A 25,081-nucleotide genomic window follows, 5' to 3' on the forward strand; every position below is an offset into this window, starting at 1 on the left:
AACGCCTGTCCGGCGCGATTCTGTCCCGCCGAAGTTATGGATGACGATCTTACTCCTCATCCCCAGCCAAAATTTGGTGTGTAACTCTATAAAATCACGAGATTCTAGATCGCTTAGAGCCCCAAGAGCGTATGATTGTATTGGGTCAATACTGCAGTGATAAGTTGAATATTGATACTATAATACGAACTTGATTCTCAAGTTGGCGAGCTTCCCACATGGCGGTCAAGAAAGTATTTTTCGCGTATCCTTCAAGTCAAACGGAAGTGATGCAGGCCGCTAAAGGCGCGGGACGTCTGGTTGCAAGTCGAGGTAACGAAATCTATTTGCGTCTTTGGGTCGAGAACGATATCGCCGGCCGACCACTTACTGATCCGATTTTCCAAGAGATTCATCAATGCGATATTCTGTTTGCAGACGTCACAACCGTAAATTTTAATGTGACGTTCGAGATCGGATACGCGATTGGCCTCGGAAAACGTGTCCACATTACCCGCAACACGAATTTCCGCCGAGAAGTGGAGCTAATTGATAAAATTGGCGTATTCGACACCCTAGGGTTCGAGCCATATTCCAATGAGGAAGACCTAGCGAGGATGATACTTGACGCCAATAGTGATGGGGCGATCAGGTTAAGTTCCGTACTAAATGTTAAAGCGCCAATCTATGTGTTGAACACGCCGACTACGGGTCAAGCAATGTTGGCGATTGTTTCGCGCATTAAGAAAGCTCGACTCGGTTTCAGGAGTTTCTTTCCACAAGAAGAGCCGCGTCTATCCGCCATCAAGGCGGTGGATGACGTTTCTGCCTCGTTGGGCGTGGTCGTTCCGTTGCTATCTAAAGACTTTGCTGACGCTGACATTCATAATATGCGCGCCGCGTTTGTTGCGGGCGTCGCTCTTGCTATGGCGAAAGCCACAGTTATCCTTCAGCCATCAAACGGTCCTGCCCCGCTTGATGTTCGCGATCTTGTTAAGACTTATGCTCGGTCGGAAGACATAGCTGATCAAATAGGTGAATTGGCCCTCGACGTTACGGAGAGACTGCAAGCGGTCGAACCTCTACCAATTCCTACAGGTAATTTCCTAGCGCAGCTTTCCCTAGGCGACCCTATTGCCGAGAACGAATTTCAAACTTTGGGAAAGTATTTCTTGCGGACTGATGAATTCGGTCGAGCCTCGCGGGGTGAGGTCAATATAGTATTAGGGCGCAAAGGGGCCGGCAAAACTGCCTTGTTTTCTCAATTGCGTAACGAAAAGAGAGAAAATTCACAAAACATCGTCGTTGACCTGAAGCCTGAGGGATATCAGCCTCATCAGGCTCAGCTACGTCATCATCGAGACGTGAGGCGCCGGCGCCAGCCTGTCCTGATACGAAGATATCCTCTCATTTTGATCTCACGCAAAGGAGCCATTCCATGACGCACGCCATTCGCTTCCACAAAACAGGCGGTCCCGAAGTTCTGGTCTGGGAAGAGGTCGCGGTCGGAAAACCCGGTCCGGGCGAGGCACGCATCCGCCACACCGCGGTCGGGCTGAACTTCGTCGACATCTACAATCGTTCAGGACTTTATCCGGCTCAGTTGCCGAGTGGCCTCGGGGGCGAGGCGGCCGGCGTGGTCGAGGAAGTTGGTTCCGGCGTCACCGATCTGAAGCCCGGCGATCGCATTTGCTATGGCAGCGCGCCGATCGGCGCCTATGCCGAAGCGCGGTTGATCCCGGCCGATCGGCTGCTCAAGCTGCCTGATGGCGTCGACGACAAGACCGCGGCGGCGATGATGCTGAAAGGCCTGACGACGCAATACCTGATCCGCCAGGTCTATCGGGTCAAGGCGGGAGACACGATCCTGCTGCACGCCGCGGCCGGCGGCGTCGGCCTGATCCTCAGCCAATGGGCCAAGCATCTTGGCGCCACCGTCATCGGTACCGTCGGCAGCGACGAGAAGGCAAAGCTCGCCAAGGCCCATGGCTGCGCCCACACCATCGTTTACACGCGCGAGGATTTCGCCAAACGCGTCGATGAGATCACCGGCGGCAAGAAGGTGCCCGTCGTGTACGATTCCGTCGGCAAGGACACGTTCCTGAAATCGCTGGACTGCCTGGCTCCAACCGGCGTCGCCGCGCTGTTCGGGGCATCCTCCGGCGCGGTCGATCCGCTCAACCTCGGCCTGCTGGCGCAGAAGGGATCGCTGTTCGTCACGCGGCCGACGCTCAACACCTATGCCGCCAAGCGGGACAACCTCGTCGCCATGGCGAACGAACTGTTCGATGTCGTGAAATCAGGCGCGGTCAAGATCGAGGTGCATCAGACCTATCCGCTGAAGGACGCGGCGAAGGCGCATGCCGATCTCGCCGCGCGCAAGACCACGGGCTCGACGGTTCTAACCGTGTGACCGCCTTGCAGGGCGCGAACGCGCCCAGGAGAACGGTCGTGTCGCTCGCAAAATGGTAACCTCAGCGCGAGGCCGCGCCGAGGTCACCTGACGATATCAGCCGATGCGCGATCAACCGCAGACCTGAACGGGCTGGTGCCGCCAGCCATGGCTGGTGTGCACGCGTCGCTGCACCACGTAGCAGCCGCCGCCATCGTCGTAATCGGCGTAGGGATCGTAGGTATAGTCGTTATAGTCGTCATAGTAGTCGTACGGATAGAAGCCGTAGCCTAGCCCAGAACCGAATGCGAAGCGGTTTCCGAAGCGGCCGTGGAATCCCCGGCCGTAACCACCATTGTGGAATCCGCCTGCGAAGCCGCCGCCATGAAAGCCGCCTCCACGGAAACCACCGCCAGCAAAGCCGCCGCCGTGGAAGCCGCCGCCACCAAAACCGCCGCCGTGGAAGCCACCGCCGCCAAAGCCGCCGCCGTGGAAGCCGCCGCCGCCAAAGCCACCGCCATGGCCGCCTCCGCCGCCAAAGCCGCCGCCACCGCCGTGGCCGCCTCCGCCTCCACCTCCACCGCCGCGCGCCAACGCCATCGTTGGCGAAACCAGACCCAGGGCGGCAACCGCCAACAACGCGATCAAACTCTTGCGCACCATAATCACTCTCCGTCAGATCTCGCTCCCAACCGCGATACTTCTGACGTGGCGATCGTTTTTGAAATCGCTATTGCGATCGACGCGTTTGCCGCTCAACTGTTCGCGATGCCCGGCTAAAAGAAAATTTAAACATCGGCGATCCGATGTTACGCCTGTAACAGCATTGCCGCGATCATGCAGCCTTTGCCGTCAGCCCATCGATCATCGCGCCGACGATGATGGCGATTTCCTTGCGCAGTTCGATCACCGGCACCGCGATCAGTTTCTGCTCGAGGCCGAGCAACACCATGCCGTGAGCGGCAGAGAACAGACTGCGCGCCGTCACGCCGAGTTCGGCCGGTGATCGGTTTGGAAACAGCGCGGCGAGCGGACGATAGATATGGCGGAACAGATCCATCTGTTCACTGATCGCCCAATCCGGAACGGGTTTGCCCGGCGCCATCCGGTGTTCGAACAGCGCGCGCCACAGTTCGAGATTTTCGGCGGCGAATTCGCAATAGGACACTGCAATTCGAACCAGCGTTTCCCGCGGCAAAGCCGGGCCGTTGCTTTCCGCTGCGGTGAGGGCGGCGTCCAGCCTGGAAAGCGTCCGCGAGCCCACCCGCAGGATCAGTTCGTCCATATCCTCGACGAGATTGTAGACCGCGCCGTTGGCGACGCCGATTTCCCGCGCCAACTCCCGCGTCTTCAGGCCGGCCAATCCGCCCGCGGAGATGCTTCGCTCCGCCGCGAGGATCAGTTCTTCGCGAAATTTTGCTCGTCTTTCCAGTGCTTTAGACATTATTTACCAATTTCTTGAGCGATGCTCAAAATGATTCTTGAGCAACGCTCATGTTGGTGCTACAAACTGATTCATGAGCAACGCTCATAACACAGGGAGCTACCAATGTTCAAAACTGTTTTGACGCTCTTCCGGGGCAGTGTAGCTGCCGCGGGGGAAGAACTGGAAGACCGCTCGGCGCTTCTCATTCTCGACCAGCAGATGCGCGATGCGGCCGCGGCCGTCGAACGCTCCAAGCGCACGCTGGCGCTGGCGATCGCAGGCGACCAGCAGGAAGGCCGCCGTCTCGACGCCACCAACGCCCGGATCGCCGATCTCGAAGTCCGCGCCACCGCAGCGCTTGATGGTGGCCGGGAAGATCTCGCCCGCGAGGCGGCACAGTCGATCGCCAACCTCGAGGCGGACCGCGATGCCGCGATGACCGCGCGAACCCTGTTCGCGTCCGAAATCGCGCGGCTCAAGCGCCACGTTTCCAATGCCGAGGCACGGATCACCGAACTCGATCGCGGCCGTCGCATCGCCCGCGCCTCGGAAGCGGTACGCGCGCTTCGCAGGGGCGGCATCGAAGCCGCGCGTCCCTACGAATCCACGCTGCCGGAAGCGGAGAACACGCTGAAGCGGTTGCGCGAACGGCAGATCGAGGCCCAGGCCGCGGCCGACGCCCTGATCGAACTCGATGCCGCCAGCGGGCCGCAGGCGACTGCCGAGAAACTCGCCGAACAGGGCTTTGGCCCCCGGCTGAAATCAACCGCGGACGACGTGCTCGCGCGGCTGAACGCCAAACGCACGCAAGCTGCCTGAAACTGAACTCGATCGATTAAACCCATATCAAACAGGAGATTGTCATGAACCAGAACGTCCAACCCCACAGCGGTGCCTGGGTTACCTTCACCTATGTTTCGTTTTCCGCCTCCGCCTTCATGGTCGCCGTCGGCGTGTTCTTCCTGCCGCTCGATCTCTGGATCAAGGGCTATCTCGCGATGGGCATCGTCATGCTCGTCCAGTCCTGCGTCACCCTGACCAAGACCGTGCGCGACATGCACGAGAGCGGCAAGATGGTGAACCGCATCGAAGACGCCAAGGCCGAGCGGTTGCTGATGGAAGTTTCCAAGGCTGCCTGATTTCCAAGGCCGCGTAACCTGTGACGCGGCGCTGGCGAAGGCGGACGGCGGATGTTTCGGCATCCGCCGTCGGTCGGCGGCCATCGCTCCCGATTCGCGGGCCGGCATGATCCAGAAATCACTGCAATCCAGCTCGCGACGGAAGATTCAAAGGAAGGATCGACTTCAATGAAACGAACCGTGATGTTTCTTCTGCTGGGGCCCTCGCTGGTCGCGCTTGCGGTGTGGATGGTTGCCGTTGCCATCGCGGGTCGGATCGACGACGCTTTCGTTGCATTATGCGCAACGGCGTCCTTTCTGCTCACCTTGCCTGTATCGGCGATCACCGGGCTCGCGGACGGATATCTTGCGTCGGCCTTGCCGGCGCCCTTGAGGGCACCCCTGACCGCAGCGATCGGCATGACCGGTGCTGTCAGCCTGGTTCTGGCCCTTTTCACGATGATTTTCTCACCGACAGTGCCGCCTGAGGTCATGACTGGAGCACTCTGCGCGGGCTTGTTCTTGCTGCTGCCGATGGCCTTGTGTTCGCTCTTGTCGAACGACGATGGCAACCGGCGACGGCATTTGATTGAACCGGCCTGCGCGTGAGGATGGGACGCGAGGGCCGCGTAACCTGTGACGCGCGGCGCCAGCGAGCGCGGACGGCGGATGTCTCAGCATCCGCCGTCTGGGGCACTCAGCACGGGCGCTTGTTCGTTGCTCTCGCACAACTATCGGAGCTAGGGGGCCGATCCGGCATCCGTCGTTTCCTGTCGTGAATCATTTGGCATCGCCGCTCAATGTATCGTTTACCCTGTCACAACCTGAAGGTGATCGACTCATAGCTCCTTAACTGGCGCGGGCGCAAAAGTGCGGCTGAGGGTTGCGGCGTGGCTTCGTAAAACGCATGCAGTCGTCTGAAACCGATATTTCATCGCATAATCTCATTAGCAGGATGGCGCCGTGAATCAGAATTCCCCGCATCACAGCAATGCCTGGGTCACCTTTACCTACGGATCGTTCGGCGCCTCGGCCTTCCTGGTCGCAATTGGCGTCTACTTTCTCCCGGTTGACCTCTGGATCAAGGGTTATCTCGCGATGGGCATCGTGATGCTCATTCAGTCCTGCGTCACCCTGACCAAGACGGTTCGAGACGTGCATGAGAGCAGCCGCTTTGTGAACCGCATCGAGGATGCCAAGGCCGAACGGCTGCTGATGGAAGTTTCCAAGGCTTCGTAGTTTCCAAGGCTTCGTAACCTGTGGCGAGGTCGTGGCAAAGGTGGGCGGCGGATGCTTCGGCGTCCGCCGTTTGCCTGCCTCGTAGAATGTTTGACCTCACCAACACATCGTTTACCTTCGTGCCACCGTAAGGTGTCGCACTCATGGCTCCTTAACGGGCCCGGCGCACAAATCCGGACCGAGTGCGGGCAAATGGCATGGCGTTTATCTCGAGCGGCAATTCGGCGATCCGTCGTGTTTTGGGGCAGGTTCGCTCCGCGGCCGGACGTTTGGGCGGCTATGGCGTGTTCTGGCTGAAGGCGCTGCGCCAGCCGACCATCGATCTCACCCTGCGCACCCATACCGGCCTGATCACGCGCATTGTCGAAACTCCCGGGCTGTCGCTTTCCAAGGCCGAACTCGGCGAACTGGTGTCGCAATTGCGCGTCGTGGCCGCCAAAACGCTGCCTGAGGAAAGCCTCACCTACGGCATTTTCTCCGGCGATCGCGAAAGGTTGTCACGCGCCATCGTCACGCTGATCTCCGAGGAAGCGACCGCGCGGCCGATCGCTTTCAACGCGCTGTCGGTGATGGATGTCGAACTCGACGGGGAACCTGCGGAGGTCACCCATCTCGGTCTTGTGATGGTCGATCCCGACGAGCGCGGGCGAGGACTGTCCTGGGTCCTCTACGGCCTGACGGCGCTGGTTCTCTTTGTCCGTGACGGGCTGCGTCCGAAATGGATCTCGAACGTCACCCAGGTGCCGTCAGTCGTCGGCATGGTCAGCCAGACCTTTTCGGATGTCTTTCCGTCGCCGCATCCGGACGCACGCCAGAGCTTTGCGCATCTGCAACTGGCGCGCGGCATCATGTTACGTCACCGTGCCGTGTTCGGCGTGGGTGAGGAAGCCGGCTTCGATGAAGCGCGGTTTGTCATCACCAGTGCCTATACCGGCGGATCGGACGCGCTGAAGAAAACCTTCGAAGCCGCGCCAAAACATCGCGACGAGCAATACAACGCGTTTTGCGCGCGGGAGCTTGACTACGCCAGGGGCGACGACGTCCTGCAGCTCGGCCGCATCGATCTCGCGGGCGCGCGCCGCTATCTCCTGAGCGAAGTGCCCTCCGGTTCGTTGCCGGCACTGCTCGCAACCGGCACCGCGCTGGCCCTGCAGCGGATGGTGCTTCCTGCCGTTCACTGGATGGACGATACGCGGCCCTGCGGCATCTTGCGGCCGCGGGCGCCGGCAAATGGAGCCGGCCCATGACGCCGGGGATGATCGCCGATTCCATCGTCAACCTGTGCGGCGCGATTGGCCTTGGCGTCGCCATGGCCACGCTGTACCGGCGTGATCCCAGGAGCCCGCTGACCCGTCGCCTGTTGGTGGCGCTTGGCATCATCGCGTCGCTGTTCCTGGTACGCGGCGTCGCGTGGTGGAGCGGCAGCGGGGTGCTTGACAACCTGTCGATGATCCCGGCCGGGCTGGTCCCACTTGGTGCCTTGATCGTCACCGAAGGGATTTTGCGGCGTCATGCCCCGCGCCTGGCCAAAATAACGATTCTGGCCGGCGGCATCGCGCTCGGTCTCGCCGGCGCTGTTGGATCGGAGCGCTTTGCTGCGCCCTATGCCATCCTGCTTGTGCTTTTCCAGCTCGGCGGCTTTGCCATCTGCGCCTGGCTGCTGGCGACGCGCGACCGGACCACACTGTTGGCGTCCGAGAATCGCAGCATCGGGCGCCTCGCCGTCGGCGCCGTCCTCGTCATTCCCTTCATCGTCACCGATTTCAGGGTGCTGATGCCGGATATTCCGGTCAGGCTGGGGGCGTTGGGGGCACTGCTCGTCGTCACCGCGATCCTGATCGCGGAACGCGGCGCGGAGACGCAGCGTCAGGCGCTGATGATGACGGCGCTGCGGCTCTCGAGTTCGGCGCTTCTCGGTATTGCCGCGGCGTTTGTCGCGCCGGATGTCGACGCGGCGCAGGTCATGCGATTTAGCGCGATTGCGATCGCGGGCGTTCTCACCATCGGGTTGGCGGTGGACGCGCTGCGCGCCCACTTCGAATCGCAGGTGCCGGGCGTTCTCAACTCCGTCGCGGCGTCGCCGGCCAGAACCCGCGACGCGCTGATCGCGGAACTCGCGCGTCATCCGATTTTCGAGAGCGCCAGGCGCTATCGCGAGAGCGAGCTCTCGACGTACGATCCGTCCCTGCTGCGTGATTTCCTGTCGGGCGTGCGGGTGCTGCGTCGCCCCGATGCGCCATGGGGGCTGACATTGTCAGATCCGGCCGTTGAGCGCGTCGCGTCGCTGCTGGCCGCCAACAGCGCGACGCATCTCATCGTTCTGTCGCATGATCCGATCGACGTCATCGCGCTTGCGGTTCCCGTGATTTCGGCCGATCCGGCCACGGAAACGGCGCTGGCCCTGGTGCGGCGCCTGCTGGCGCTGACGCCGGAGACCGTCTGACATTCTCCATCACGTGATTTTTCACGCCCGCCCGACTTACGAAATGCATCGTGATTGTGATAAGACCGCCGCCGTAGCGGTTCATGACGGGGCAGGCCGATGTCGAAGCAAGCGATGCGCGAGGAGGCCGAGCGCCTGATCCGCGAGACGATGGAAAAGAAGGCCCTCGTCGTCAAACAGGGCAACACCCGGATCGAGGCGGTCTGCGGCAAATGCGGCGCGCCGAACCGCGTTCAGGCGGAAAAGGGCGCAACCCGCGTCAAGTACGTCTGCAAGCAATGCGGCGACAAGCAGGTGACGCTGTAGGCGTTCGCGGTTTGTAGGGTGGGCAAAGCGAAGCGTGCCCACCATTCTTTGCGGCGTTCGCGATGGTGGGCACGGCGCAAGCGCGCCTTTGGCCACCCTACGAACTACGAGCCCTTCACGAACTTCGCAAATGCCTCCGCATAGTCGGGATGCCAGCGCGACAGCGCGGGGCGATTTTCCGCAATGTCGCCGGCGGCCCACAGCATGCGCCGCTCGTCGAGCGGCCTCGGCACGTCATTGTCGGGGCAGAGGATGTAGAAATCGCCGGCCTCGATACGTGCGATCATGAAGTCGACGGTCTGCTCGGCCGTCCAGGCGCCCGGTGGCTTCTCGGTGCGGCCGCGCGCGGTCAGCGCGGTGAAGACGTGACCGGGGATCATCAGATGCGCGCTGATCTTGCAACCCGGGATGTTGCGCAACTCGTGCTGCAGCGCCTCGGTCTGCGCTTTCACGCCGGCTTTCGAGACGTTGTAGGCGGGATTGCCGGGCGGCGTCGTGATGCCCTGCTTGGAGCCGGTGTTGATGATGAGACCGGGCCGCCCGCGTTCGACCATGTGAGCGGCAAAGGCCTGCGTGCCGTGAATGACGCCCCACAAATTGACCGCGAGAATGCGCTGCCAGTTCTCCAGCGGGCCAAAACTGTTGCTGTCGGGGCCGATGCCGGCATTGTTCATCAGGATATCGGTGCCGCCGAACCGCTTCTGCACGGCGGCTTCCAGGCCAGCCAGGTCGTCGAAGCGGCTGACGTCGACGGGAGCGGTCATGATATCGGCAACGCCGCCCTTCGCGACGGATGCCAGTTGGGTGGCCGCCTCGGCGAGCCGGTCAGCCCCGATGTCTGCAATGCAGACCTTCATCCCGATGGCGGCGAAATGTGTGGCGGCGGCAAGTCCGATGCCGGACGCGCCTCCGGTGATCACGGCGATGTTGCCGGGCGACATGGCTGGATGGGGCATGGCTGTTCCTCCGAACAAATATCTGGCGCATTCAGTATTGCATACTTGCATGCGGACCATGCACGTACCAGCATGGGAGCCCTTCGCTTCCGGGCGTTCTCAACGGGCCGATTAGCTTTACGATTCCGCTCAATCGCTATAAACGATGAAATATAGCGATCAACGATACTGACCGATATCAAGGGAGAGCAGACATGGCTGTCACACAGGCAATACCGATCACGCGCCATCCTTATGCGGATGGTTCCTACAAGAAGATGCTGATCGACGGCCAATGGGTCGACGCCGCTTCCGGCAAGCGGTTCGAGACGCATAACCCGGCGACCGGCGAGTTGCTCGCAACCGTCGCCGAGGGTGACGCCGAGGACATCAACCGCGCCGTGGCGGCGGCCCGTCGCGCTTTCGAAGGGCCATGGAGCAAGGTCAAGCCGTATGAGCGGCAGGGCCTTTTGTTGAAGCTTGCCGATCTCGTCGAGAAGAACTTTGAGGAGCTGTCGCAGCTCGACACCGTCGACATGGGTGCGCCGATCAGCCGTACCCGCGGCAACAAACTGCGCGTGCTCGGCATGCTCCGCTATTACGCCGGGCAGGCGACGGCGCTGCACGGTGAAACCATCGAGAACTCGCTGCCGGGCGAGATATTCTCCTACACGCTGAAGGAGCCGATCGGCGTTGTTGGCGCGATCATTCCCTGGAACGGTCCGCTCGGCGCCAGCGTCTGGAAAATCGGTCCGGCGATCGCGACCGGCTGCACAGTGGTGCTGAAGCCGGCCGAGGAAGCGCCGCTGACCTCGCTCCGGCTGGCCGAGCTATGCATGGAAGCGGGTATCCCGCCCGGCGTCATCAACGTCGTGCCCGGCTTTGGCGAGACCGCGGGCGCCGCGCTGGCCGCGCATCCCGATGTCGATAAAGTCGCGTTCACCGGCTCGCACATCACGGGACAGTCGATCATCCGTGCCTCCGCCGGCAACCTGAAGCGCGTTTCGCTTGAGCTTGGCGGCAAATCGCCGGACATCGTGTTCGCCGATGCCGATCTCGATGCGGCGGTGCCGGGGGCCGCGATGGCCGTGTTCGCCAATTCCGGGCAGATCTGCAGCGCCGGCACCCGGCTCTTTGTCGAGAGCAAGATCTATGACGAGTTCGTCGGCCGCGTCGCGGAATTCAGCAAGAAGCTGCAGGTCGGCAATGGCCTCGATCCGAACACTCAGATCGGGCCGCTGGTGTCGAAGGATCAGCTCGAGCGCGTCTCCGGCTATCTCGACATCGGCCAGAAGGAAGGCGCCAAGGCGCTGGCCGGCGGCGCGCGATTGACCGAGGGCGCGCTGTCGAAGGGCTATTTCGTGCCGCCGACGGTGTTCGCCAATGTCCAGGACAATATGCGGATCGCGCAAGAGGAAATCTTCGGCCCCGTCATCTCGGCGATCTCATTCAAGGATTCCGACGAACTGATCAAGCGTGCCAATGCCACGACCTTTGGCCTCGGCAGCGGCGTCTGGACCACCAATGTCAGCAAGGCACACCAGGTCGCAAAGGCGCTGCGCGCCGGTTCGGTCTGGGTGAACTGCTATCAGGCGATGGACCCGGCGGTGCCGTTCGGCGGCTACAAGATGAGCGGCTATGGCCGCGAGTCCGGCAAGCAGCATGTCGAGGAGTATCTCAACGTCAAGGCGGTCTGGGTCAAGACGGCCTGAGACGCTCCCCGATCAGTGAAAACATGGCAGCGGCGGCTTCGGCCGCCGCTGTCCGTTTACGGGGTCGTTTATCGGCTGGCGGCCTTCTTTGGCCGCCCGATGTCCTTGCGAAGCGCCTCGAGCTCCTTGCGCGCGGCGCTGGCAGCATTGCGTTCGATCTTGCGGTAGCGCGCGATCAACGAGGTGCCGAACGGCGTCAGGACCGCGCCGCCGCCATTCTTGCCGCCAGTCTGCCGTGCCACCGCGGCCTGGCGGCAGATTCGGTTGATCTCGTCGACCAGATCCCAGGCGCGCTTGTAGGACATGTCCATCGCGCGGCCGGCCGCCGAGATCGAGCCGCAGGCCTCGATATTCTCCAGCAACTGGATCTTGCCCGGTCCGATCCGGCCATCGTCCGTCAGATCGATCCGGACGCTCAGGGAAGGCAGTGATCTGGCGCTCGATTTCGGCATGGACGACTTGCTCTCTTGCATCACGTGGCGAGATTGCCACCGGAGCCTTTTACGAACAAGCTGAAGCGGTTACATATCCGTATCAACACGGGGTTCTGGAATAGACATGAATTATCCATCGTTGTTTTCGCCGCTCAAGGTCGGGCCCTACCAGCTCAAGCACCGTCTCGCATTGGCGCCGTTGACGCGCATGCGGGCGGCGAAGCCTTCTCTCGCGCCGCGGCCGTTAAACGCGGAATATTACGCCCAGCGCGCGACGCCGGGCGGATTGCTGATCGCCGAAGCCTCGCCGGTGACGGAGACGGGCTTCGGCAGCCCCGGCGTGCCCGGCATCTATACCGAGCAGCAGATCGCGGGCTGGCGCGAGGTGGTCGACGCCGCTCACGCCAGAGGCGGAATCATTTTTCTGCAGCTCTGGCATGTCGGACGCGTCTCGCATTCCTCGTTCCAGCCCGGTGGCGTGTTGCCGGTCGCGCCGTCGGCAGTGCCGATTGCGGAGCTGAAAACCGGGACCGCCGACGGCAAGGCGGTGCCTTACGAGACACCGCGCGCGCTTGAGACGTCGGAAATTCCTTTGGTGGTCGACGCCTATCGGAAGGCGGCGAAGAACGCGCTTGCGGCCGGCTTCGACGGTGTCGAGATACATGGCGCCAACGGCTATTTGATCGAGCAGTTCCTGCAGTCGCACACCAATTTGCGCACCGACCAGTATGGCGGCTCGATCTCGAACCGCGTGCGCTTCCTGATGGAAGTGACGCAGGCCGTGGTCGAGGTCTGGGGCGCGGATCGCGTCGGCGTGCGGCTGTCACCCTATGGGGTCGCCAATGGCAGCGGCGAGCCGGACCCGATGCCGCTCTACACGTACGCGATTGATCAGCTCAACCCGCTTGGCCTGGCCTATCTGCACTTCATCGAGCCGCGCTCCTCCGGTGCCGGCCGCGCCGAGGTCAACCATCAGAACGTGCCCTCGGCGATGGTGCTGTTTCGCCCGATCTGGAAGGGCGTCCTGATCACCGCCGGCGGCTTCACCGGCGAGGCGGCGGATGCCGCGATCCGGGATGGCCATGCCGACGCGGTCGCGTTTGGCCGCATCTTCATTTCCAATCCGGACCTGCCGCGCCGCCTGCAACGCGGCTTCCCGCTGACGCCCTACAACCGCGCGACGTTCTATGGCGGCGATGTGGCGGGTTATACGGATTATCCGGAGCACAACGAGCTGGAGCAGGCGTAAACAGATCGTAGCCCGGATGAGCGCAGCGACATCCGGGACCGGTATCAGCAGCGTTCCCGGATGTCGCTGCGCTCATCCGGACTACAAGGGCTCGCCATGTTTCCGGAAGAGGAATCCGAAAAGAAGAAAACCAAAGCCGTCGCGCTCGGCAAGCCCGCCGCCGGCCAGTGCCTGTGCGGCAAGGTCGCCTTCGAGATCGATGTGCCGGCGCGCTGGGCCTGGCACGATCATTCGCGGGCGAGCCGCCGCGCGCACGGCGCGGCCTATGCGACCTATGTCGGAAGCTGGCGCAAGCGTTTTCGTATCACCAAGGGCAAGACCAGCCTTGCACGGTACGAAGACGAGGCGACTAAAACCGTGCGCAGCTTCTGTTCGAACTGCGGCACGCCGATCGCCTATGAACGTCCGCGCTCGCCGCATATGGTCAACATCCCCCGCGCGCTGTTTTCGGGCCGCACCGGGCGGCAACCGCTCTATCACATCGCGATCGAGGAATTGCAGGAATGGGCCTACACTGGCGAACCGCTGGTGCCGCTGAAGGGCTATCCCGGCGTGGTCTGGCAGCGTTCGAAAAAGAAGAAGCGTGCGAGCGACGATCCTTTCAGCCTCGGCCGCGCAGGGCAGCCATGACCTGCCTCCATTGCGTGCGTCGTTCAAGTTTGATCATGTGCCTTTATCTCGCGGGTGAACGAACCGGCGGGCAGGAGGGGACATGAAAAACAAGATCACCGGGCGCTCCGCATTCCTTGCACTGCTGAAAGACGAGGGCATCACGCATCTGTTCGGCAATCCCGGCACTACCGAGCTGCCGATCATGCACGCGCTGAAGGACCACCCCGATCTCACCTATGTGATGGCGATGCAGGAGAGCCTGGTTGTCGCCATGGCCGACGGCTTCAGCCGCGCCTCTGGCAAGCTCGTCGCCTGCAACGTCCATGTCGCGCCCGGCCTCGGCAATGCGATGGGTTCGCTCTATAACGCCAGCTTCACCGGCACGCCCTTGATCCTGACGGCCGGCCAGCAGGAGCAGGGCCACGGCCTGACGGAGCCGGTGCTCTACGGCCCGCTGGTGCAGATGGCGGCGCCGCTGGTGAAGTGGGCTGTGGAAGTAACGCGGCTGGAGGACCTGCCGCGCATCGTGCGCCGCGCCGCCAAGATCGCGACCACGCCGCCGACCGGGCCGATATTCATCTCTCTGCCGGGCGATATCCTCAATGCCGAGGCCGGCATCGAACTCGGCCGCTCGACCCGGGTCGATACCCGCGTCAAACCATCGGACGACTCGCTGCAGGCGCTGGCCGCGCGCATCCTGAAAGCCGAGCGTCCCGTGATCATCGTCGGCGATGAGATCGTCAAGAGCGACGCGTTGCGGGAGGCCGCTCAACTGGCGGAAACGCTGGGCTGTCCGGCGTATCAGTCTTCGACGCCCTATGGCGCGCACTTCCTGTCCGAAAGCCCGTGCTTCATGGGCGCGCTGGCGCGCATCCAGAAAATCGCCCGCGACACACTTTCGCCCTACGATCTCATCATCGCGCTCGGCGGCGATCCCCTGCGGATGTCGGTCTACAGCGAGACCGACCCGTTGCCCGACGGGCTTTCGATCGTGCAGATCGGGCTGGTCGATCACGATCTCGCCAGGAATTACGGCGTCGACATCGCGCTCAAGGCCGATGTGCGGGAGACGCTACGCGCGCTGGTGCCGGCGCTGAAGGCGTCGGGCGGCGGGCGCGCTCGAGCTGCGCGCCAAGCAGGGATTGGCGGCGGTGGCGTCGAAAAACTGGGCGGCCAGGCGGAAGCCACTGGTCGAACAGATATCAAAACACGCCAGCACCTCGCCGATCGATCCGGATTGGCTGGCGTTGCAGGTGGTCGAGGCGATGCCCGAAAATGCGATCCTGGTCGACGAGGGACTGACGTCATCGCGGCAGATGATCGCGCTGCGGCCGCATCGCGACCGCTATGGCTATCACGCGCTGGCTTCGGGCGGCATCGGCTGGGGACTGCCGGCGTCCGTCGGCGTCAGTCTCGCCAATCCACAGCGGCCAGTCGTGTGCTACTCGGGCGACGGCAGTTCGATGTATTCGATCCAGTCGCTATGGACGGCGGCCAACCACAAACTGCCGCTGACATTCGTGATCGTCAACAATGGCGGCTACCGCATCATCAAGCAGCGGCTGCTCGCCTTCCACGGCGACGAGAATTATGTCGGCATGGATTTCATCGATCCGCCGGTGGATTTTACGGGCGTGGCAAAATCGTTTGGGCTTGAGGCGACACGGGTCACCGATCCCACGCAGTTGAAGTCGGTATTGTCATCCGCCTTCAGCCGCCCGGGCGCCAAGCTGATCGAAGTGGTCGTGAGCAATTCGGTGAACTGAGCCGATCTATCCCCGTCATCCTGAGGTGCGAGCGGAGCGAGCCTCGAAGGGTGAACGGCCACCGTCCGGGCCGTCGCCCTTCGAGACGGCCGCGTTGCGTCCTCCTCAGGGTGACGGAGTAACGAAGATACGCGTCGCAGCGCGTCCGCCGACAAGTTCCGCGAAGCAAGAGCGAGAACCAACGCATGATCATCACGGGTGTCCGCACGCACGTTCTCGAAGCCAGGCTTTCGCAACCCTTTGCCTACTCCCGTGCCTGGTACGACACCCGCACCGCCATGGTGGTCGAGATCGAAACCGATGTAGGCCTGATCGGCTGGGGCGAATGCTATGGACCCGCGCGGATGACCGCTGCCGTCGTCCAGAGCGTGGCGCCGTGGCTGATTGGCGAGGACCCGCTGCGAACGGACTATTTGTGGCAGATGATCTATACGTGCTTGCGCGATCACGGCCAGAAGGGCGTCGTCATCGAGGGCCTGAGCGGGATCGACATCGCGCTTTGGGACATCAAGGGAAAGCATTTTGGCGTTCCGGCGCACCGCCTGCTCGGCGGTCCGCTTCGCACCGAGGTGCAGGCCTACGCGACGGGACTTTACCGGCGTAAATCCGGCGATCCGCTCCGCTATCTCGCCGAGGAAGCGGCAGGCTATGTCGCGGAAGGTTTTGCGGCCGTGAAGCTGAAGGTCGGCTTCGGCGTGGATGAGGATGCTGCGGTGACGCGCGCCGTGCGCGAGGCGATCGGGCCGGACGTCGCACTCATGGTTGATGCCAATCACGCCTATGACGCCGTCGCCGCGATCCGGCTCGGCCGGATGATCGAGCCATATGACATCGGATGGTTCGAGGAGCCGGTGCCGCCGGAGGATGTGGCAGGCTATCGCGCGGTGAAGGCTGCGCTATCGATCCCGGTCGCGGGTGGAGAATGCGAGTTCACGCGGTTCGGTTTCCGGGACCTGCTGGTGTCGCGGGCGATCGACATCATCCAGCCCGACACGTGCGCGGCGGGCGGGCTGTCCGAATGCAAGAAGATCGCCGACATGGCCGAGGCGTTCGGCGTCCGCTACAATCCGCATGTCTGGGGCACCGGCATCGCGATCGCGGCGTCCCTGCAACTGCTGGCCGTTCTGCCGGCCCACACGCCGGTCTCGCTCGCACCGCTCCAGCCGATGCTGGAGTTCGATCGGACCGAACATCCCATTCGACAATCGCTCCTGGTTCAGCCGATCGAACACTCCGGCGGCATCGTTCGTGTGCCGGATGGTCCCGGCCTCGGCATCGAGGTCGACCGGGATGCGCTGGCGCGGTTTTCGGTTCGATAGGGGCGTTCGTCGCAACTGCCAAACCCTCATGGTGAGGAGGCGCGTGAGCGCCGTCTCGAACCATGCGGCCCCGCTGGTGGCATTCATCCTTCGAGACGCGCTTTGCGCTCCTCAGGATGAGGTCTGGCATCGTTATTCGGCGGCTCTTGCTGCTGCATGCGGCCGATAACTTGCTCCCGGATGCCCTTCCGCTAACCGCGCGCGCCCGGCACCGAACAGTTTTTCGCGCAACGTCCCTGGTACATATTCGCTCTTGTACCGCCCCCGCTTCGTCAGCTCAGGCACCAGCATGTCGGCGATGTCCTCGAAATCGCCGGGCGAGGTGGCGAACGCGACGTTGAGGCCGTCGACATCGGTCTGCTCGAACCAGGCCTCGATATCGTCGGCGACCTTCTCGGGCGTGCCGACAACGACGGGGCCGGCGCCGCCGATGCCGACATGCTCGACGACCTCGCGCACGGTCCAGACCCGGTCCGGATCGGCACGTGTGACGTTATCAAGCGCGGTTCGGCCGGCGTCGTTCTGGACGTGGCGCACCTGCTGGTCGAGGTCGTAGGTCGAGAAATCGACGCCGGTCCAGCCCGACATCAGCGCCAGCGCGCCCTCGGGCGCGATGTGCGCGCGATAGTCGGCGTATTTTGCTTTGGCCTCGGCCTCGGTGCCGCCGAGAATGATCGTCATCATGGAGAACATCAGGATCTCGGCCGGATTGCGCCCGATTTCCTTTGCTTGAGCGCGGATCGCCGCCACGCGCGGGCCGATGATCTTGGCCGACGGGCCCGACATGAACACGCATTCGGCGTGCTGGGCGGCGAATTGCCGTCCGCGCGGCGAGGTGCCGGCCTGATACAGCACTGGCGTCCGCTGCGGCGACGGCTCGCTCAGATGGATCGCATTGAGCCGGTAGTTGCTTCCCTCGTGCTCAATGCGGTGCACCTTCGATGGATCGGCGAAAATGCCGCGCGCACGGTCGCGGAGCACGGCGCCGTCCTCCCAGCTTCCTTCCCAGAGCTTGTAGACCAGCTCCATATATTCATCCGCGATCTCGTAGCGGTCGTCATGCGCGGTCTGCTTGTCCTTGCCGGCGCCGCGCGCGGCAGAGTCGAGATAGCCGGTCACCACGTTCCAGCCGACCCGGCCTTCGGTCAAATGATCGAGCGTCGACATCCGTCGGGCAAACGGGTAGGGCGGCTCGAAGGAGAGATTGCTGGTGACGCCAAAACCGAGATTTTGCGTCACCGCCGCCATCGCCGGGATCAGCATCAGCGGCTCGTTTGCCGGCGTCTGCGCGGCGTTGCGCAGCGCGGCGTCCGGGCTATCGCCGAACACGTCGTAGACGCCGAGCACATCGGCGAGAAACAGCCCGTCGAACCGGCCGCGCTCCAGCACCCTTGCCAGATCGAGCCAATAAGGCAGGCGGTTGTAGCCCAGCGTGCGGTCGCGCGGATGGGTCCAGAGCCCCGGCGATTGATGCGCCACGCAGTTCATGGCGAAGGCGTTGAGCCGGATTTGTTTTGTCATGACGCGAACCTCGGTGCGTGCAGGGTTCCCTGCGCGTTCGCCCGGTTAGACGCCGGGCTGTTGCCTGAAATTGTTGCATCCTCGCCGCTTTTAGCAAGGCCTCATTCGGCAGGCCATGCCACTTCCAGCGGGCGGATTATCCCGATAGGTTGCGCTCCACAAAATTGGCGAACAAGGAAAAGAAATATGGCTGATAGAGCCGACGCGATTGCGCGGGTACGTGAGCATCTGAATTCCGGCGCGTTTCTCGCCGAGCTCGGCCGCAGGGTCGGTTATCGGACCGAAAGCCAGAATCCCGGCAGCGGCGAGGCGTTGCGCGCCTATCTCGTCGACGATCTCCAGCCCGCCTTTGCCGCGCTCGACTTCTCCACCCGCCTGATCGAATCGCCGAGCGGCAGGGGTCCGTACCTGCTGGCGGATTATCGCGAGGATGCCTCGCTGCCGACCGTGCTCACCTATGGCCATGGCGATGTCGTCGACGGCATGGAGGGCGAATGGCGCGACAATCTCGACCCCTGGAAAACCACGACCAAAGGCGAACGCGTCTATGGCCGCGGCACCGCCGACAACAAGGGCCAGCACAGCATCAATCTCGCGGCCTTGCGCGCGGTGCGCGAGACCCGCGGCGGCAAGCTCGGCTTCAACGCCAAATTCATCATCGAGACCGGCGAGGAGATCGGTTCGCCTGACCTGCGGCAGGTGTGCGAATCCCATCGCGAGGAATTGAAGGCGGATCTGTTCCTGGCATCCGACGGACCGCGGCTTTCTGCCGACCGGCCTACCATCTTCCTCGGCTGCCGCGGCGGCAACCGCATCCATCTCGATGTCAATCTGCGCGAGGGCGGAAACCATTCGGGCAATTGGGGCGGCGTGCTCGCCAACCCCGCGACGATTCTTTGCAACGCCATCGCGAGCCTCGTCGACGGCAAGGGGCGGATGAAGCTCGATGCGCTCAAGCCGCCGCGGATATCGAACGCCGTCCGCGCGGCGCTCGCCGACGTGAAGATCGAGCCGACCGCGGACGAGCCGGCGCTGGCGGCGGACTGGGGCGAGGAGGGACTAACGCCGGCAGAGCGGCTGTTCGCGTGGAATACGCTGGAAGTGCTGGCCATGTCGTCAGGCAATGTCGAGAAGCCGGCCAACGCCATTCCCGGACGCGCCAACGCCGTGCTGCAGCTCCGCTTCGTCGTCGGGACCAAATATGAAGAGGTTATCGACGCCGTGCGCGCGCATTTGCATGGCAACGGCTTTTCGATGGTGGAGGTCAGCGGCACGCAGCGTTTTGCGGCCTCGCGCACCGATGTCGACAGTCCGTGGGTGAACTGGACTGCGGAATCGATCCTGAAGACCACCGGCAAGGCGCCGGCGATCCTGCCGAATTTCGGCGGCTCGCTGCCCAATGACGTGTTCGCCGAAGGACTCGGGCTGCCGACGATCTGGGTGCCGCATTCCTATCCCGGCTGCTCGCAGCACGCGCCGGACGAACACATTCTTCTGCCGGTGACGGAAGAGGCGCTCGCGATCATGGCGGGGCTGTTCTGGGATCTCGGCGAGAAGAAGCGGGCGTTGTAGCTACTGGGTGATAAGTCGTAGCCCGGGTGAGCGCAGCGATACCCGGGAACAGTTTCCCCGCATGTCGCTACGCTCATGCGGGCTACAGGAGGGAGCTCACGCCCCTTCATCCAGTGCGACCATCTCGCGCTTCTTGCGCAGTGCCGGCAGCAGCGGGCCGATCAGAAGCATGAACGCCAATGCGAGACAGGCGGCCGAAATCGGCCGCTCGACAAAGGTCATCAGATCGCCTTGCGACAGGATCAGCGACTTGCGCAGATTGTTCTCCAGCATCGGCCCCAGCACGAAGGCCAGCACCAGCGGCGCCGGCTCGTAGCCGAGCTTGCGCATGAAATAGCCGATAATGCCGAATGCGATCATCACGTAGACGTCGAACACGTTGTTGCTGGAGCAATAGACGCCGATGATGGTGAACAGGATGATCAAGGGGAACAGGATGTTGTAGGGCAATTTCAGCAGCTGCACCCACATCCCGATCATCGGCAGATTGAGCACCAGCAGCATCAGATTGCCGATATACATGCTGGCAACGATGCCCCAGAACAGTCCCGGGTTCTGCGTGATCATCAGCGGACCGGGCTGCAGCCCGTGAATGACGAAAGCGCCGAGCAACAGCGCCATCACCACATTCGGCGGAATGCCGAGCGTCATGAGCGGAATGAAGGCGCCGCCGGCCGCGGCATTGTTGGCGGCTTCGGGCCCCGCCACGCCTTCGATCGCGCCGTTGCCGAAGCGCTCCGGTGTCTTGGACAGCCGCTTCTCCAGCGCATAGGACGCGAACGACGAGATCACCGCACCGCCGCCGGGCAGGATGCCGAGGAAAAACCCAAGGATCGTTCCGCGCGTCATCGGGCCGGCACTGGCTTTCCAGTCCTCTTTGCTTGGAAGCAGGTGCGTGATCTTCGTGTTGATGATGTCGCGTTTGATGACCTGCTCCGTGTTGAGCAGCACTTCGGCTATGCCGAACAGGCCCATGACCACGGGGACGAGGCCGATCCCGTCGATCAGCTCCACCCGGCCGAAAGTCAGGCGCGGCTGCGCGGTGATGCTGTCGAGCCCGACCACGCCGAGTACGACGCCGATGCAGGCCATCAACAGCGCCTTTGCCATCGAGCCCTGTGTCAGGAAGGTCAGGACGACAAGGCCGAGCACCATCAGGCTGAAATATTCGGCCGGTCCGAACGCGATCGCGACGCTGGCGAGCTTGGGCGCCACCAGCATCAGCGCGACCAGCGCGAAGGTGCCGGCGAAGAACGAGCCGAATGCGGAGATGCCGAGCGCAGGTCCGGCACGGCCCTGCTTGGCCATCTGGTGACCGTCGATACAGGTGACGACGGAAGCGGCTTCGCCGGGAATGTTGACCAGGATAGAGGTGGTCGAGCCGCCATACATCGAGCCGTAATAGATGCCGGCCATCATGATGATGCCGGATTCCGGCGTTCCCGACAGCGTGATCGGCAGCAAGAGCGACATCGCCGAGATCGGGCCGATGCCCGGCAGCACGCCGACCAGTGTGCCGATGAACACGCCGATGAAGCAGTAGACCAGATTGACGGGTTGAAGGGCGACGCCGAAGCCATGGGCGACATTGATGAGTGTGTCCATGGTGCGATCAGCCGATTTCGAAGATGCCGGAGGGCAACTGGATCAGGAGCAGGCGTTTGAGAACCCACCACATGCCGAGCGGAACGAGTACTGCAATCGGAACGGCCAGCGGCCAGCGCACCGGGTCGACCACGCGCAACAGCAGCAGCATCAGCGGAATCGATGACAGCAGAAAGCCGAGCGGGTTGAGGGCGAAGGAAAAAGCGATGAGGCAGACGATCACCAGCAGCGGCTTGGTCCAGCGCGTGTCCACCCAGCGCGAGCCAAAGGTCGGTCCGCCCTCGGTCAATGCCCCGAGGGTGATCGAGGCGGCGAACAGGCACATCAGGATGCCGGTGTAGAACAGCACGAACCCGGAGCCGGGATCGTTGATGGTGCCGAGCTTGAGCTTGAGCCCGGACCAGATCACGAAGCCGCCGAGCCCCAACCCGATCAAACCGCCCCACAGTTCGGAATTGTTGGGGCGGAATTTGACGTTGGTGTCATTGTTCATGTGTGATGCTTTCGGATGTCGCCCGTCTTATCGTGACGATTAGGGCTTGCGTCTGTATTCCGTCATTGCGAGCGAAGCGAAGCAATCCATCGTCGCCGAGCGTGCGGAGAGTGTGGATTGCTTCGTCGCTGTCGCTCCTCGCAATGACGGGGGGATGGCTGCAGGATGTAGCCAGCGCTCCGGGGGCTTTAGTTGGTCTTCTTCGCCAGCCCGAGCCTGTCGATCACCTTGCGCTCGGATTCGGTTACTTCGACGACGAACTTCTTGTAGTCTTCCGTGTTCTTGTAGTTCGGCACCATGTCGAATTTGGCGAGCGTGGCAATCACGGCGGGATCGTCCAGCGCCTTCTTGAAGGCGTCGTGCAACCTGGCGACGATTTTCGGGTCCATGCCCTTCGGGCCGGCGAGGCCGAATGGCGAGTCATAGACCATGGGATAGCCGAGCTCCTTCAGCGTCGGCACGTCGGGGAAGTTTGGCGAGCGGGCCGAGGTCCACACCATCAGGAGACGCAACTTGCCGGCGTCAACCAACGGCCGCCAGCCGGTCGAGTCCGCCTGCAGCATGGTGTGCTGGCCGAGCACCGCGGCATTGGTTTCCGCACCACCCTTGAACGGCACCTGCGTCAGCTTGATGCCGGCCATGCCTGCGATCTGCTCCATGCCGATATGCAGCGACGTGCCGGCGCCCGGTGTCGCATAGGTCACCTTGCCGGGATTCTGTTTGGCGTAATCGATCACGTCCTGCCAGGTCTTGAATCGCGACTCGGCGCTGGTGGTGACGCCGAACGTGTAGCCGGTGAGATGAACGATGTAGGTGAAGTCCTTGTCCGGATTCCACGACACCTCCTGCATCAGCGGCAGGCGGAACACGGTGATCGGAATTTGCGCGATGGTGTAGCCATCCGGCTTGGCCGCAGCCGCCATGGTGGCCGGGCCGACCGTGCCGCCGCCACCGGCCTTGTTATCGATGGCGATCGGCTGACCGAGCAGTTTTGAGGCGCTTTCGGCGATCGCCCGCATCGAGATGTCGGTGGAGCCGCCCGCCGGCCACGGAACGATCAGCGTGATCGGCTTGGTGGGATATTCCTGGGCGCCGGCGGCTGCTGAAATCAGCATGCCGACGGCTGCGACGGCGATCGTCAAGCGGCTACGTCGAAACATTTCAAACACTCCCCTGCGGCCTCATTGATGAGGAGGCGCGCTTATTTTTTTCCTGGGATCAATCTTCTCTGAAATCGCCTGAGAAGAAAAGCCTATAGCCCGCCGAGGCCAGCGCCGCGGCCGCTGCAATCGGCTGGAAACGCCGAGTGCGACAATTGGTCTACTGTGGCATCCCGAGGCACGGAATTTGACGGGTGGGGCTCAAGCCGAAGCAATAATCAAGGTAAGCTGAAGGTCACGGTGTCTTGCGACATCAGGTTGTTCTTGCCATCATATTCCTGCCGGAAGAACCGGTTCCTTTTCCCTGCCGATGGCGGCATTGCAGGAAGCCCCGCCTGGAGCCCATGATTTCAGCTTCGAACGCAACCGACGCCGCTGTCATTGAGGCGTTCGCCGGAATTGCTGCGCTACTCGACCAGACGCCGGCGCTGATCCAGCGCGGCCGGTTCCTCGATTGCGATTGCCTGCTCGGCCCCGCGAGCCGCGCCTTTCATGCCTCGATCCGGCAGGGGCGGATCGTCGACCTGACACCGTCGCCGGTCCTGATGCTGTCCTGGCGATTTTCCTATCGCGCCTCGGTTGCGGCGTGGGCGGAGTATTGGCAGCCCGCACCGCGCCCGGGCTTCCATGACCTGCTGGCCTTAACCAAGCGCGGGGAGGCGGTGCTGGAGGGTGACCTGCATCCATTCATGACGCATCTGCAGTACTTCAAGGATGTGCTGGCGCTGCCCCGCCGCCATTTCGCAACGGCCGTGTCATGAACGGCGTGATAGAACCGATCGTCGGTCGCTATGTGCATGTTGACATCGACGGCGAGATGTACCGCATCTATTTCGAGGAAAGCGGCACGGGCATTCCGCTGGTCTGCCTGCACACCGCCGGCTCCGATGGAAGGCAATGGCGGCATCTGCTTGCCGACGAGGAGTTTGCGAAGAACTTCCGCATGATTGCCTTCGACATGCCCTGGCACGGCAAATCGAATCCGCCGGCAAGCTGGGATGGCACAGAGTATCAACTCACGACCGCGCGCTACACGCAGACGATCCGCGCCTTCTGCAAGGCGCTGAAGCTGGACAGGCCGGTGGTGATGGGCTGCTCGATCGGCGGCCGCATCGTTCTCAATCTCGCGATCGATCATGCCGCCGAATTCCGCGCCCTCATCGGATTGGAGGCCGCGGACTTCCAGGCGCCGTGGTACGACACGTCATGGTTGAACCGGCCCGACGTCCACGGCGGGGAAGTCTGCGCCGCGCTGGTATCCGGCCTGATTGCGCCGCAAAGCCCGGATAATTCCCGAATTGAGACATTGTGGGCTTACAAGCAGGGCGGACCGGGCGTGTTCAAGGGCGACCTGTATTTCTATCGGGTCGACGGCGATCTACGGGGACGAGTGGAGAAGATCGATACTAAAGTATGCCCGCTCTTTTTGCTCACCGGCGAGTATGATTTCTCCTGCACGCCGGAAGATACTAAACGGACCGCTGCCGCTATCGGGGGCGCCAGTGTCACCATCATGGAGCAGCTCGGCCATTTTCCGATGAGTGAAAATCCCGAACAGTTTCGTCGCTACATTTCGCCGGTCCTCGACCAGGTCCTGGCTGCCGAAACGGGTGCAGACCGAAGCGGCCGTCGGTAGGCAAGCGATCGTATGAATAGCCAGCGGCCACCAGATATGTTTTGGTCCGAATTATGCAGGTATAGTGCCGCGCCAGAGCGGTCATGAAAAGACAGGTTCGAATTTTGCCGGCGAAACTATCCGGCAAACTACTTCGTAAGCTACCTGGCAAGTCGCTAGGTTTG

At 62.6% G+C, this 25,081-nt stretch carries 24 protein-coding genes and 1 pseudogene; 17 read left to right on the forward strand and 8 right to left on the reverse strand.

Features of this window, described 5'->3' with window-relative positions; translation table 11 throughout:
- Positions 1-218: 218 nt before the first annotated feature.
- Together V1283_RS43455 and V1283_RS43460 are read left to right on the forward strand one after the other, a co-directional pair.
- Positions 219-1,421, forward strand: a complete 1,203-nt coding sequence (locus V1283_RS43455) for a hypothetical protein (protein ID WP_334392715.1) — start codon at positions 219-221, stop codon at positions 1,419-1,421.
- Positions 1,418-2,392 carry a quinone oxidoreductase family protein gene (locus V1283_RS43460; RefSeq protein WP_334392716.1) on the forward strand — a complete coding sequence of 325 codons (975 nt, stop codon included), beginning with the start codon at positions 1,418-1,420 and terminating at the stop codon, positions 2,390-2,392. The genes V1283_RS43455 and V1283_RS43460 overlap by 4 nt, the downstream gene beginning before the upstream one ends.
- Before the next feature lie 111 nt (positions 2,393-2,503).
- Here V1283_RS43460 and V1283_RS43465 read toward each other — a convergent pair whose 3' ends face one another.
- Together V1283_RS43465 and V1283_RS43470 are read right to left on the reverse strand one after the other, a co-directional pair.
- Positions 2,504-3,034: a hypothetical protein gene (locus V1283_RS43465; protein ID WP_334392717.1), complete on the reverse strand. Its 531-nt coding sequence runs from the start codon at positions 3,032-3,034 to the stop codon at positions 2,504-2,506.
- 172 nt (positions 3,035-3,206) lie between these two features.
- Entirely contained in the window at positions 3,207-3,815 is a 609-nt protein-coding gene (locus tag V1283_RS43470; protein WP_334392718.1) for a TetR/AcrR family transcriptional regulator, read from the reverse strand.
- A 105-nt stretch (positions 3,816-3,920) separates the two neighbouring features.
- Here V1283_RS43470 and V1283_RS43475 point away from each other — a divergent pair, with 105 nt between their 5' ends.
- From V1283_RS43475 to V1283_RS43505, 7 genes are all read left to right on the forward strand, one after another.
- Positions 3,921-4,616, forward strand: a complete 696-nt coding sequence (locus V1283_RS43475; RefSeq protein ID WP_334392719.1) for a PspA/IM30 family protein — start codon at positions 3,921-3,923, stop codon at positions 4,614-4,616.
- Between the two features lie 44 nt (positions 4,617-4,660).
- The gene (locus V1283_RS43480; RefSeq protein ID WP_247781242.1) at positions 4,661-4,936 is read left to right on the forward strand and encodes a YiaA/YiaB family inner membrane protein; all 276 of its coding nucleotides are present in this window, start codon (positions 4,661-4,663) and stop codon (positions 4,934-4,936) included.
- Positions 4,937-5,164: 228 nt separating this feature from the next.
- Complete coding sequence (locus V1283_RS43485; protein ID WP_334392720.1) at positions 5,165-5,524, forward strand: hypothetical protein; 360 nt, start codon at positions 5,165-5,167, stop codon at positions 5,522-5,524.
- Positions 5,525-5,878: 354 nt separating this feature from the next.
- A complete protein-coding gene (locus V1283_RS43490) occupies positions 5,879-6,154 on the forward strand; it encodes a YiaA/YiaB family inner membrane protein (RefSeq protein ID WP_334392721.1) in 276 nt (91 codons plus the stop codon).
- A 197-nt stretch (positions 6,155-6,351) separates the two neighbouring features.
- The gene (locus V1283_RS43495; RefSeq protein ID WP_334392722.1) at positions 6,352-7,401 is read left to right on the forward strand and encodes a hypothetical protein; all 1,050 of its coding nucleotides are present in this window, start codon (positions 6,352-6,354) and stop codon (positions 7,399-7,401) included.
- Positions 7,398-8,597 (forward strand): hypothetical protein, encoded by a 1,200-nt coding sequence (locus tag V1283_RS43500; protein ID WP_334392723.1) that lies wholly within the window; start codon positions 7,398-7,400, stop codon positions 8,595-8,597. The genes V1283_RS43495 and V1283_RS43500 overlap by 4 nt, the downstream gene beginning before the upstream one ends.
- Positions 8,598-8,696: 99 nt before the next feature.
- Positions 8,697-8,903, forward strand: coding sequence for a hypothetical protein (locus V1283_RS43505; protein ID WP_108519872.1), 207 nt, complete (start codon positions 8,697-8,699; stop codon positions 8,901-8,903).
- A 104-nt stretch (positions 8,904-9,007) separates the two neighbouring features.
- Here V1283_RS43505 and V1283_RS43510 read toward each other — a convergent pair whose 3' ends face one another.
- Positions 9,008-9,859: an SDR family NAD(P)-dependent oxidoreductase gene (locus V1283_RS43510; RefSeq protein ID WP_334392724.1), complete on the reverse strand. Its 852-nt coding sequence runs from the start codon at positions 9,857-9,859 to the stop codon at positions 9,008-9,010.
- A gap of 194 nt (positions 9,860-10,053) precedes the next feature.
- Here V1283_RS43510 and V1283_RS43515 point away from each other — a divergent pair, with 194 nt between their 5' ends.
- Entirely contained in the window at positions 10,054-11,550 is a 1,497-nt protein-coding gene (locus V1283_RS43515) for an aldehyde dehydrogenase family protein (protein WP_334392725.1), read from the forward strand.
- Positions 11,551-11,618: 68 nt separating this feature from the next.
- Here the strand turns inward: V1283_RS43515 and V1283_RS43520 are convergent, their stop codons facing one another.
- Complete coding sequence (locus V1283_RS43520) at positions 11,619-12,002, reverse strand: winged helix-turn-helix domain-containing protein (RefSeq protein WP_334392726.1); 384 nt, start codon at positions 12,000-12,002, stop codon at positions 11,619-11,621.
- Positions 12,003-12,108: 106 nt separating this feature from the next.
- Here V1283_RS43520 and V1283_RS43525 point away from each other — a divergent pair, with 106 nt between their 5' ends.
- From V1283_RS43525 to V1283_RS43540, 4 genes and pseudogenes are all read left to right on the forward strand, one after another.
- Positions 12,109-13,233: an alkene reductase gene (locus V1283_RS43525; protein ID WP_334392727.1), complete on the forward strand. Its 1,125-nt coding sequence runs from the start codon at positions 12,109-12,111 to the stop codon at positions 13,231-13,233.
- 96 nt (positions 13,234-13,329) lie between these two features.
- On the forward strand, positions 13,330-13,863 hold the full coding sequence (locus V1283_RS43530; protein WP_334393391.1) for a GFA family protein: 534 nt from the start codon (positions 13,330-13,332) through the stop codon (positions 13,861-13,863).
- An 82-nt stretch (positions 13,864-13,945) separates the two neighbouring features.
- A pseudogene (locus tag V1283_RS43535) lies at positions 13,946-15,611 on the forward strand (thiamine pyrophosphate-binding protein).
- Between the two features lie 185 nt (positions 15,612-15,796).
- On the forward strand, positions 15,797-16,930 hold the full coding sequence (locus V1283_RS43540; protein ID WP_334392728.1) for a mandelate racemase/muconate lactonizing enzyme family protein: 1,134 nt from the start codon (positions 15,797-15,799) through the stop codon (positions 16,928-16,930).
- A gap of 132 nt (positions 16,931-17,062) precedes the next feature.
- On the opposite strand, the gene V1283_RS43545 is transcribed toward V1283_RS43540, so the two are convergent.
- The gene (locus V1283_RS43545) at positions 17,063-18,451 is read right to left on the reverse strand and encodes an LLM class flavin-dependent oxidoreductase (protein ID WP_334392729.1); all 1,389 of its coding nucleotides are present in this window, start codon (positions 18,449-18,451) and stop codon (positions 17,063-17,065) included.
- A 186-nt stretch (positions 18,452-18,637) separates the two neighbouring features.
- On the opposite strand from V1283_RS43545, the gene V1283_RS43550 reads away from it, so the two are divergent.
- Positions 18,638-20,023: a M20 family metallopeptidase gene (locus V1283_RS43550; RefSeq protein WP_334392730.1), complete on the forward strand. Its 1,386-nt coding sequence runs from the start codon at positions 18,638-18,640 to the stop codon at positions 20,021-20,023.
- A gap of 96 nt (positions 20,024-20,119) precedes the next feature.
- Here the strand turns inward: V1283_RS43550 and V1283_RS43555 are convergent, their stop codons facing one another.
- From V1283_RS43555 to V1283_RS43565, 3 genes are all read right to left on the reverse strand, one after another.
- Complete coding sequence (locus V1283_RS43555) at positions 20,120-21,628, reverse strand: tripartite tricarboxylate transporter permease (protein ID WP_334392731.1); 1,509 nt, start codon at positions 21,626-21,628, stop codon at positions 20,120-20,122.
- A 7-nt stretch (positions 21,629-21,635) separates the two neighbouring features.
- Positions 21,636-22,121, reverse strand: coding sequence for a tripartite tricarboxylate transporter TctB family protein (locus tag V1283_RS43560; RefSeq protein ID WP_334392732.1), 486 nt, complete (start codon positions 22,119-22,121; stop codon positions 21,636-21,638).
- Positions 22,122-22,309: 188 nt separating this feature from the next.
- Positions 22,310-23,281, reverse strand: coding sequence for a Bug family tripartite tricarboxylate transporter substrate binding protein (locus V1283_RS43565; protein ID WP_334392733.1), 972 nt, complete (start codon positions 23,279-23,281; stop codon positions 22,310-22,312).
- 344 nt (positions 23,282-23,625) lie between these two features.
- On the opposite strand from V1283_RS43565, the gene V1283_RS43570 reads away from it, so the two are divergent.
- Positions 23,626-24,042: a hypothetical protein gene (locus tag V1283_RS43570; protein WP_334392734.1), complete on the forward strand. Its 417-nt coding sequence runs from the start codon at positions 23,626-23,628 to the stop codon at positions 24,040-24,042.
- Positions 24,039-24,917: an alpha/beta fold hydrolase gene (locus V1283_RS43575; RefSeq protein WP_334392735.1), complete on the forward strand. Its 879-nt coding sequence runs from the start codon at positions 24,039-24,041 to the stop codon at positions 24,915-24,917. Before V1283_RS43570 ends, V1283_RS43575 begins: the two co-directional genes overlap by 4 nt.
- Positions 24,918-25,081 lie beyond the last annotated feature (164 nt).

This window comes from Bradyrhizobium sp. AZCC 2262, assembly GCF_036924535.1.
Classification (GTDB): domain Bacteria; phylum Pseudomonadota; class Alphaproteobacteria; order Rhizobiales; family Xanthobacteraceae; genus Bradyrhizobium.

Coding starts and splice junctions, on each gene's coding strand:
- V1283_RS43455 (WP_334392715.1), top strand. CDS start 219: ATGGCGGTCAAGAAAGTATTTTTCGCGTATCCTTCAAGTCAAACGGAA.
- V1283_RS43460 (WP_334392716.1), top strand. CDS start 1,418: ATGACGCACGCCATTCGCTTCCACAAAACAGGCGGTCCCGAAGTTCTG.
- V1283_RS43465 (WP_334392717.1), bottom strand. CDS start 3,034: ATGGTGCGCAAGAGTTTGATCGCGTTGTTGGCGGTTGCCGCCCTGGGT.
- V1283_RS43470 (WP_334392718.1), bottom strand. CDS start 3,815: ATGTCTAAAGCACTGGAAAGACGAGCAAAATTTCGCGAAGAACTGATC.
- V1283_RS43475 (WP_334392719.1), top strand. CDS start 3,921: ATGTTCAAAACTGTTTTGACGCTCTTCCGGGGCAGTGTAGCTGCCGCG.
- V1283_RS43480 (WP_247781242.1), top strand. CDS start 4,661: ATGAACCAGAACGTCCAACCCCACAGCGGTGCCTGGGTTACCTTCACC.
- V1283_RS43485 (WP_334392720.1), top strand. CDS start 5,165: ATGGTTGCCGTTGCCATCGCGGGTCGGATCGACGACGCTTTCGTTGCA.
- V1283_RS43495 (WP_334392722.1), top strand. CDS start 6,352: ATGGCGTTTATCTCGAGCGGCAATTCGGCGATCCGTCGTGTTTTGGGG.
- V1283_RS43500 (WP_334392723.1), top strand. CDS start 7,398: ATGACGCCGGGGATGATCGCCGATTCCATCGTCAACCTGTGCGGCGCG.
- V1283_RS43505 (WP_108519872.1), top strand. CDS start 8,697: ATGTCGAAGCAAGCGATGCGCGAGGAGGCCGAGCGCCTGATCCGCGAG.
- V1283_RS43510 (WP_334392724.1), bottom strand. CDS start 9,859: ATGCCCCATCCAGCCATGTCGCCCGGCAACATCGCCGTGATCACCGGA.
- V1283_RS43515 (WP_334392725.1), top strand. CDS start 10,054: ATGGCTGTCACACAGGCAATACCGATCACGCGCCATCCTTATGCGGAT.
- V1283_RS43520 (WP_334392726.1), bottom strand. CDS start 12,002: ATGCCGAAATCGAGCGCCAGATCACTGCCTTCCCTGAGCGTCCGGATC.
- V1283_RS43525 (WP_334392727.1), top strand. CDS start 12,109: ATGAATTATCCATCGTTGTTTTCGCCGCTCAAGGTCGGGCCCTACCAG.
- V1283_RS43530 (WP_334393391.1), top strand. CDS start 13,330: ATGTTTCCGGAAGAGGAATCCGAAAAGAAGAAAACCAAAGCCGTCGCG.
- V1283_RS43540 (WP_334392728.1), top strand. CDS start 15,797: ATGATCATCACGGGTGTCCGCACGCACGTTCTCGAAGCCAGGCTTTCG.
- V1283_RS43545 (WP_334392729.1), bottom strand. CDS start 18,451: ATGACAAAACAAATCCGGCTCAACGCCTTCGCCATGAACTGCGTGGCG.
- V1283_RS43550 (WP_334392730.1), top strand. CDS start 18,638: ATGGCTGATAGAGCCGACGCGATTGCGCGGGTACGTGAGCATCTGAAT.
- V1283_RS43555 (WP_334392731.1), bottom strand. CDS start 21,628: ATGGACACACTCATCAATGTCGCCCATGGCTTCGGCGTCGCCCTTCAA.
- V1283_RS43560 (WP_334392732.1), bottom strand. CDS start 22,121: ATGAACAATGACACCAACGTCAAATTCCGCCCCAACAATTCCGAACTG.
- V1283_RS43565 (WP_334392733.1), bottom strand. CDS start 23,281: ATGTTTCGACGTAGCCGCTTGACGATCGCCGTCGCAGCCGTCGGCATG.
- V1283_RS43570 (WP_334392734.1), top strand. CDS start 23,626: ATGATTTCAGCTTCGAACGCAACCGACGCCGCTGTCATTGAGGCGTTC.
- V1283_RS43575 (WP_334392735.1), top strand. CDS start 24,039: ATGAACGGCGTGATAGAACCGATCGTCGGTCGCTATGTGCATGTTGAC.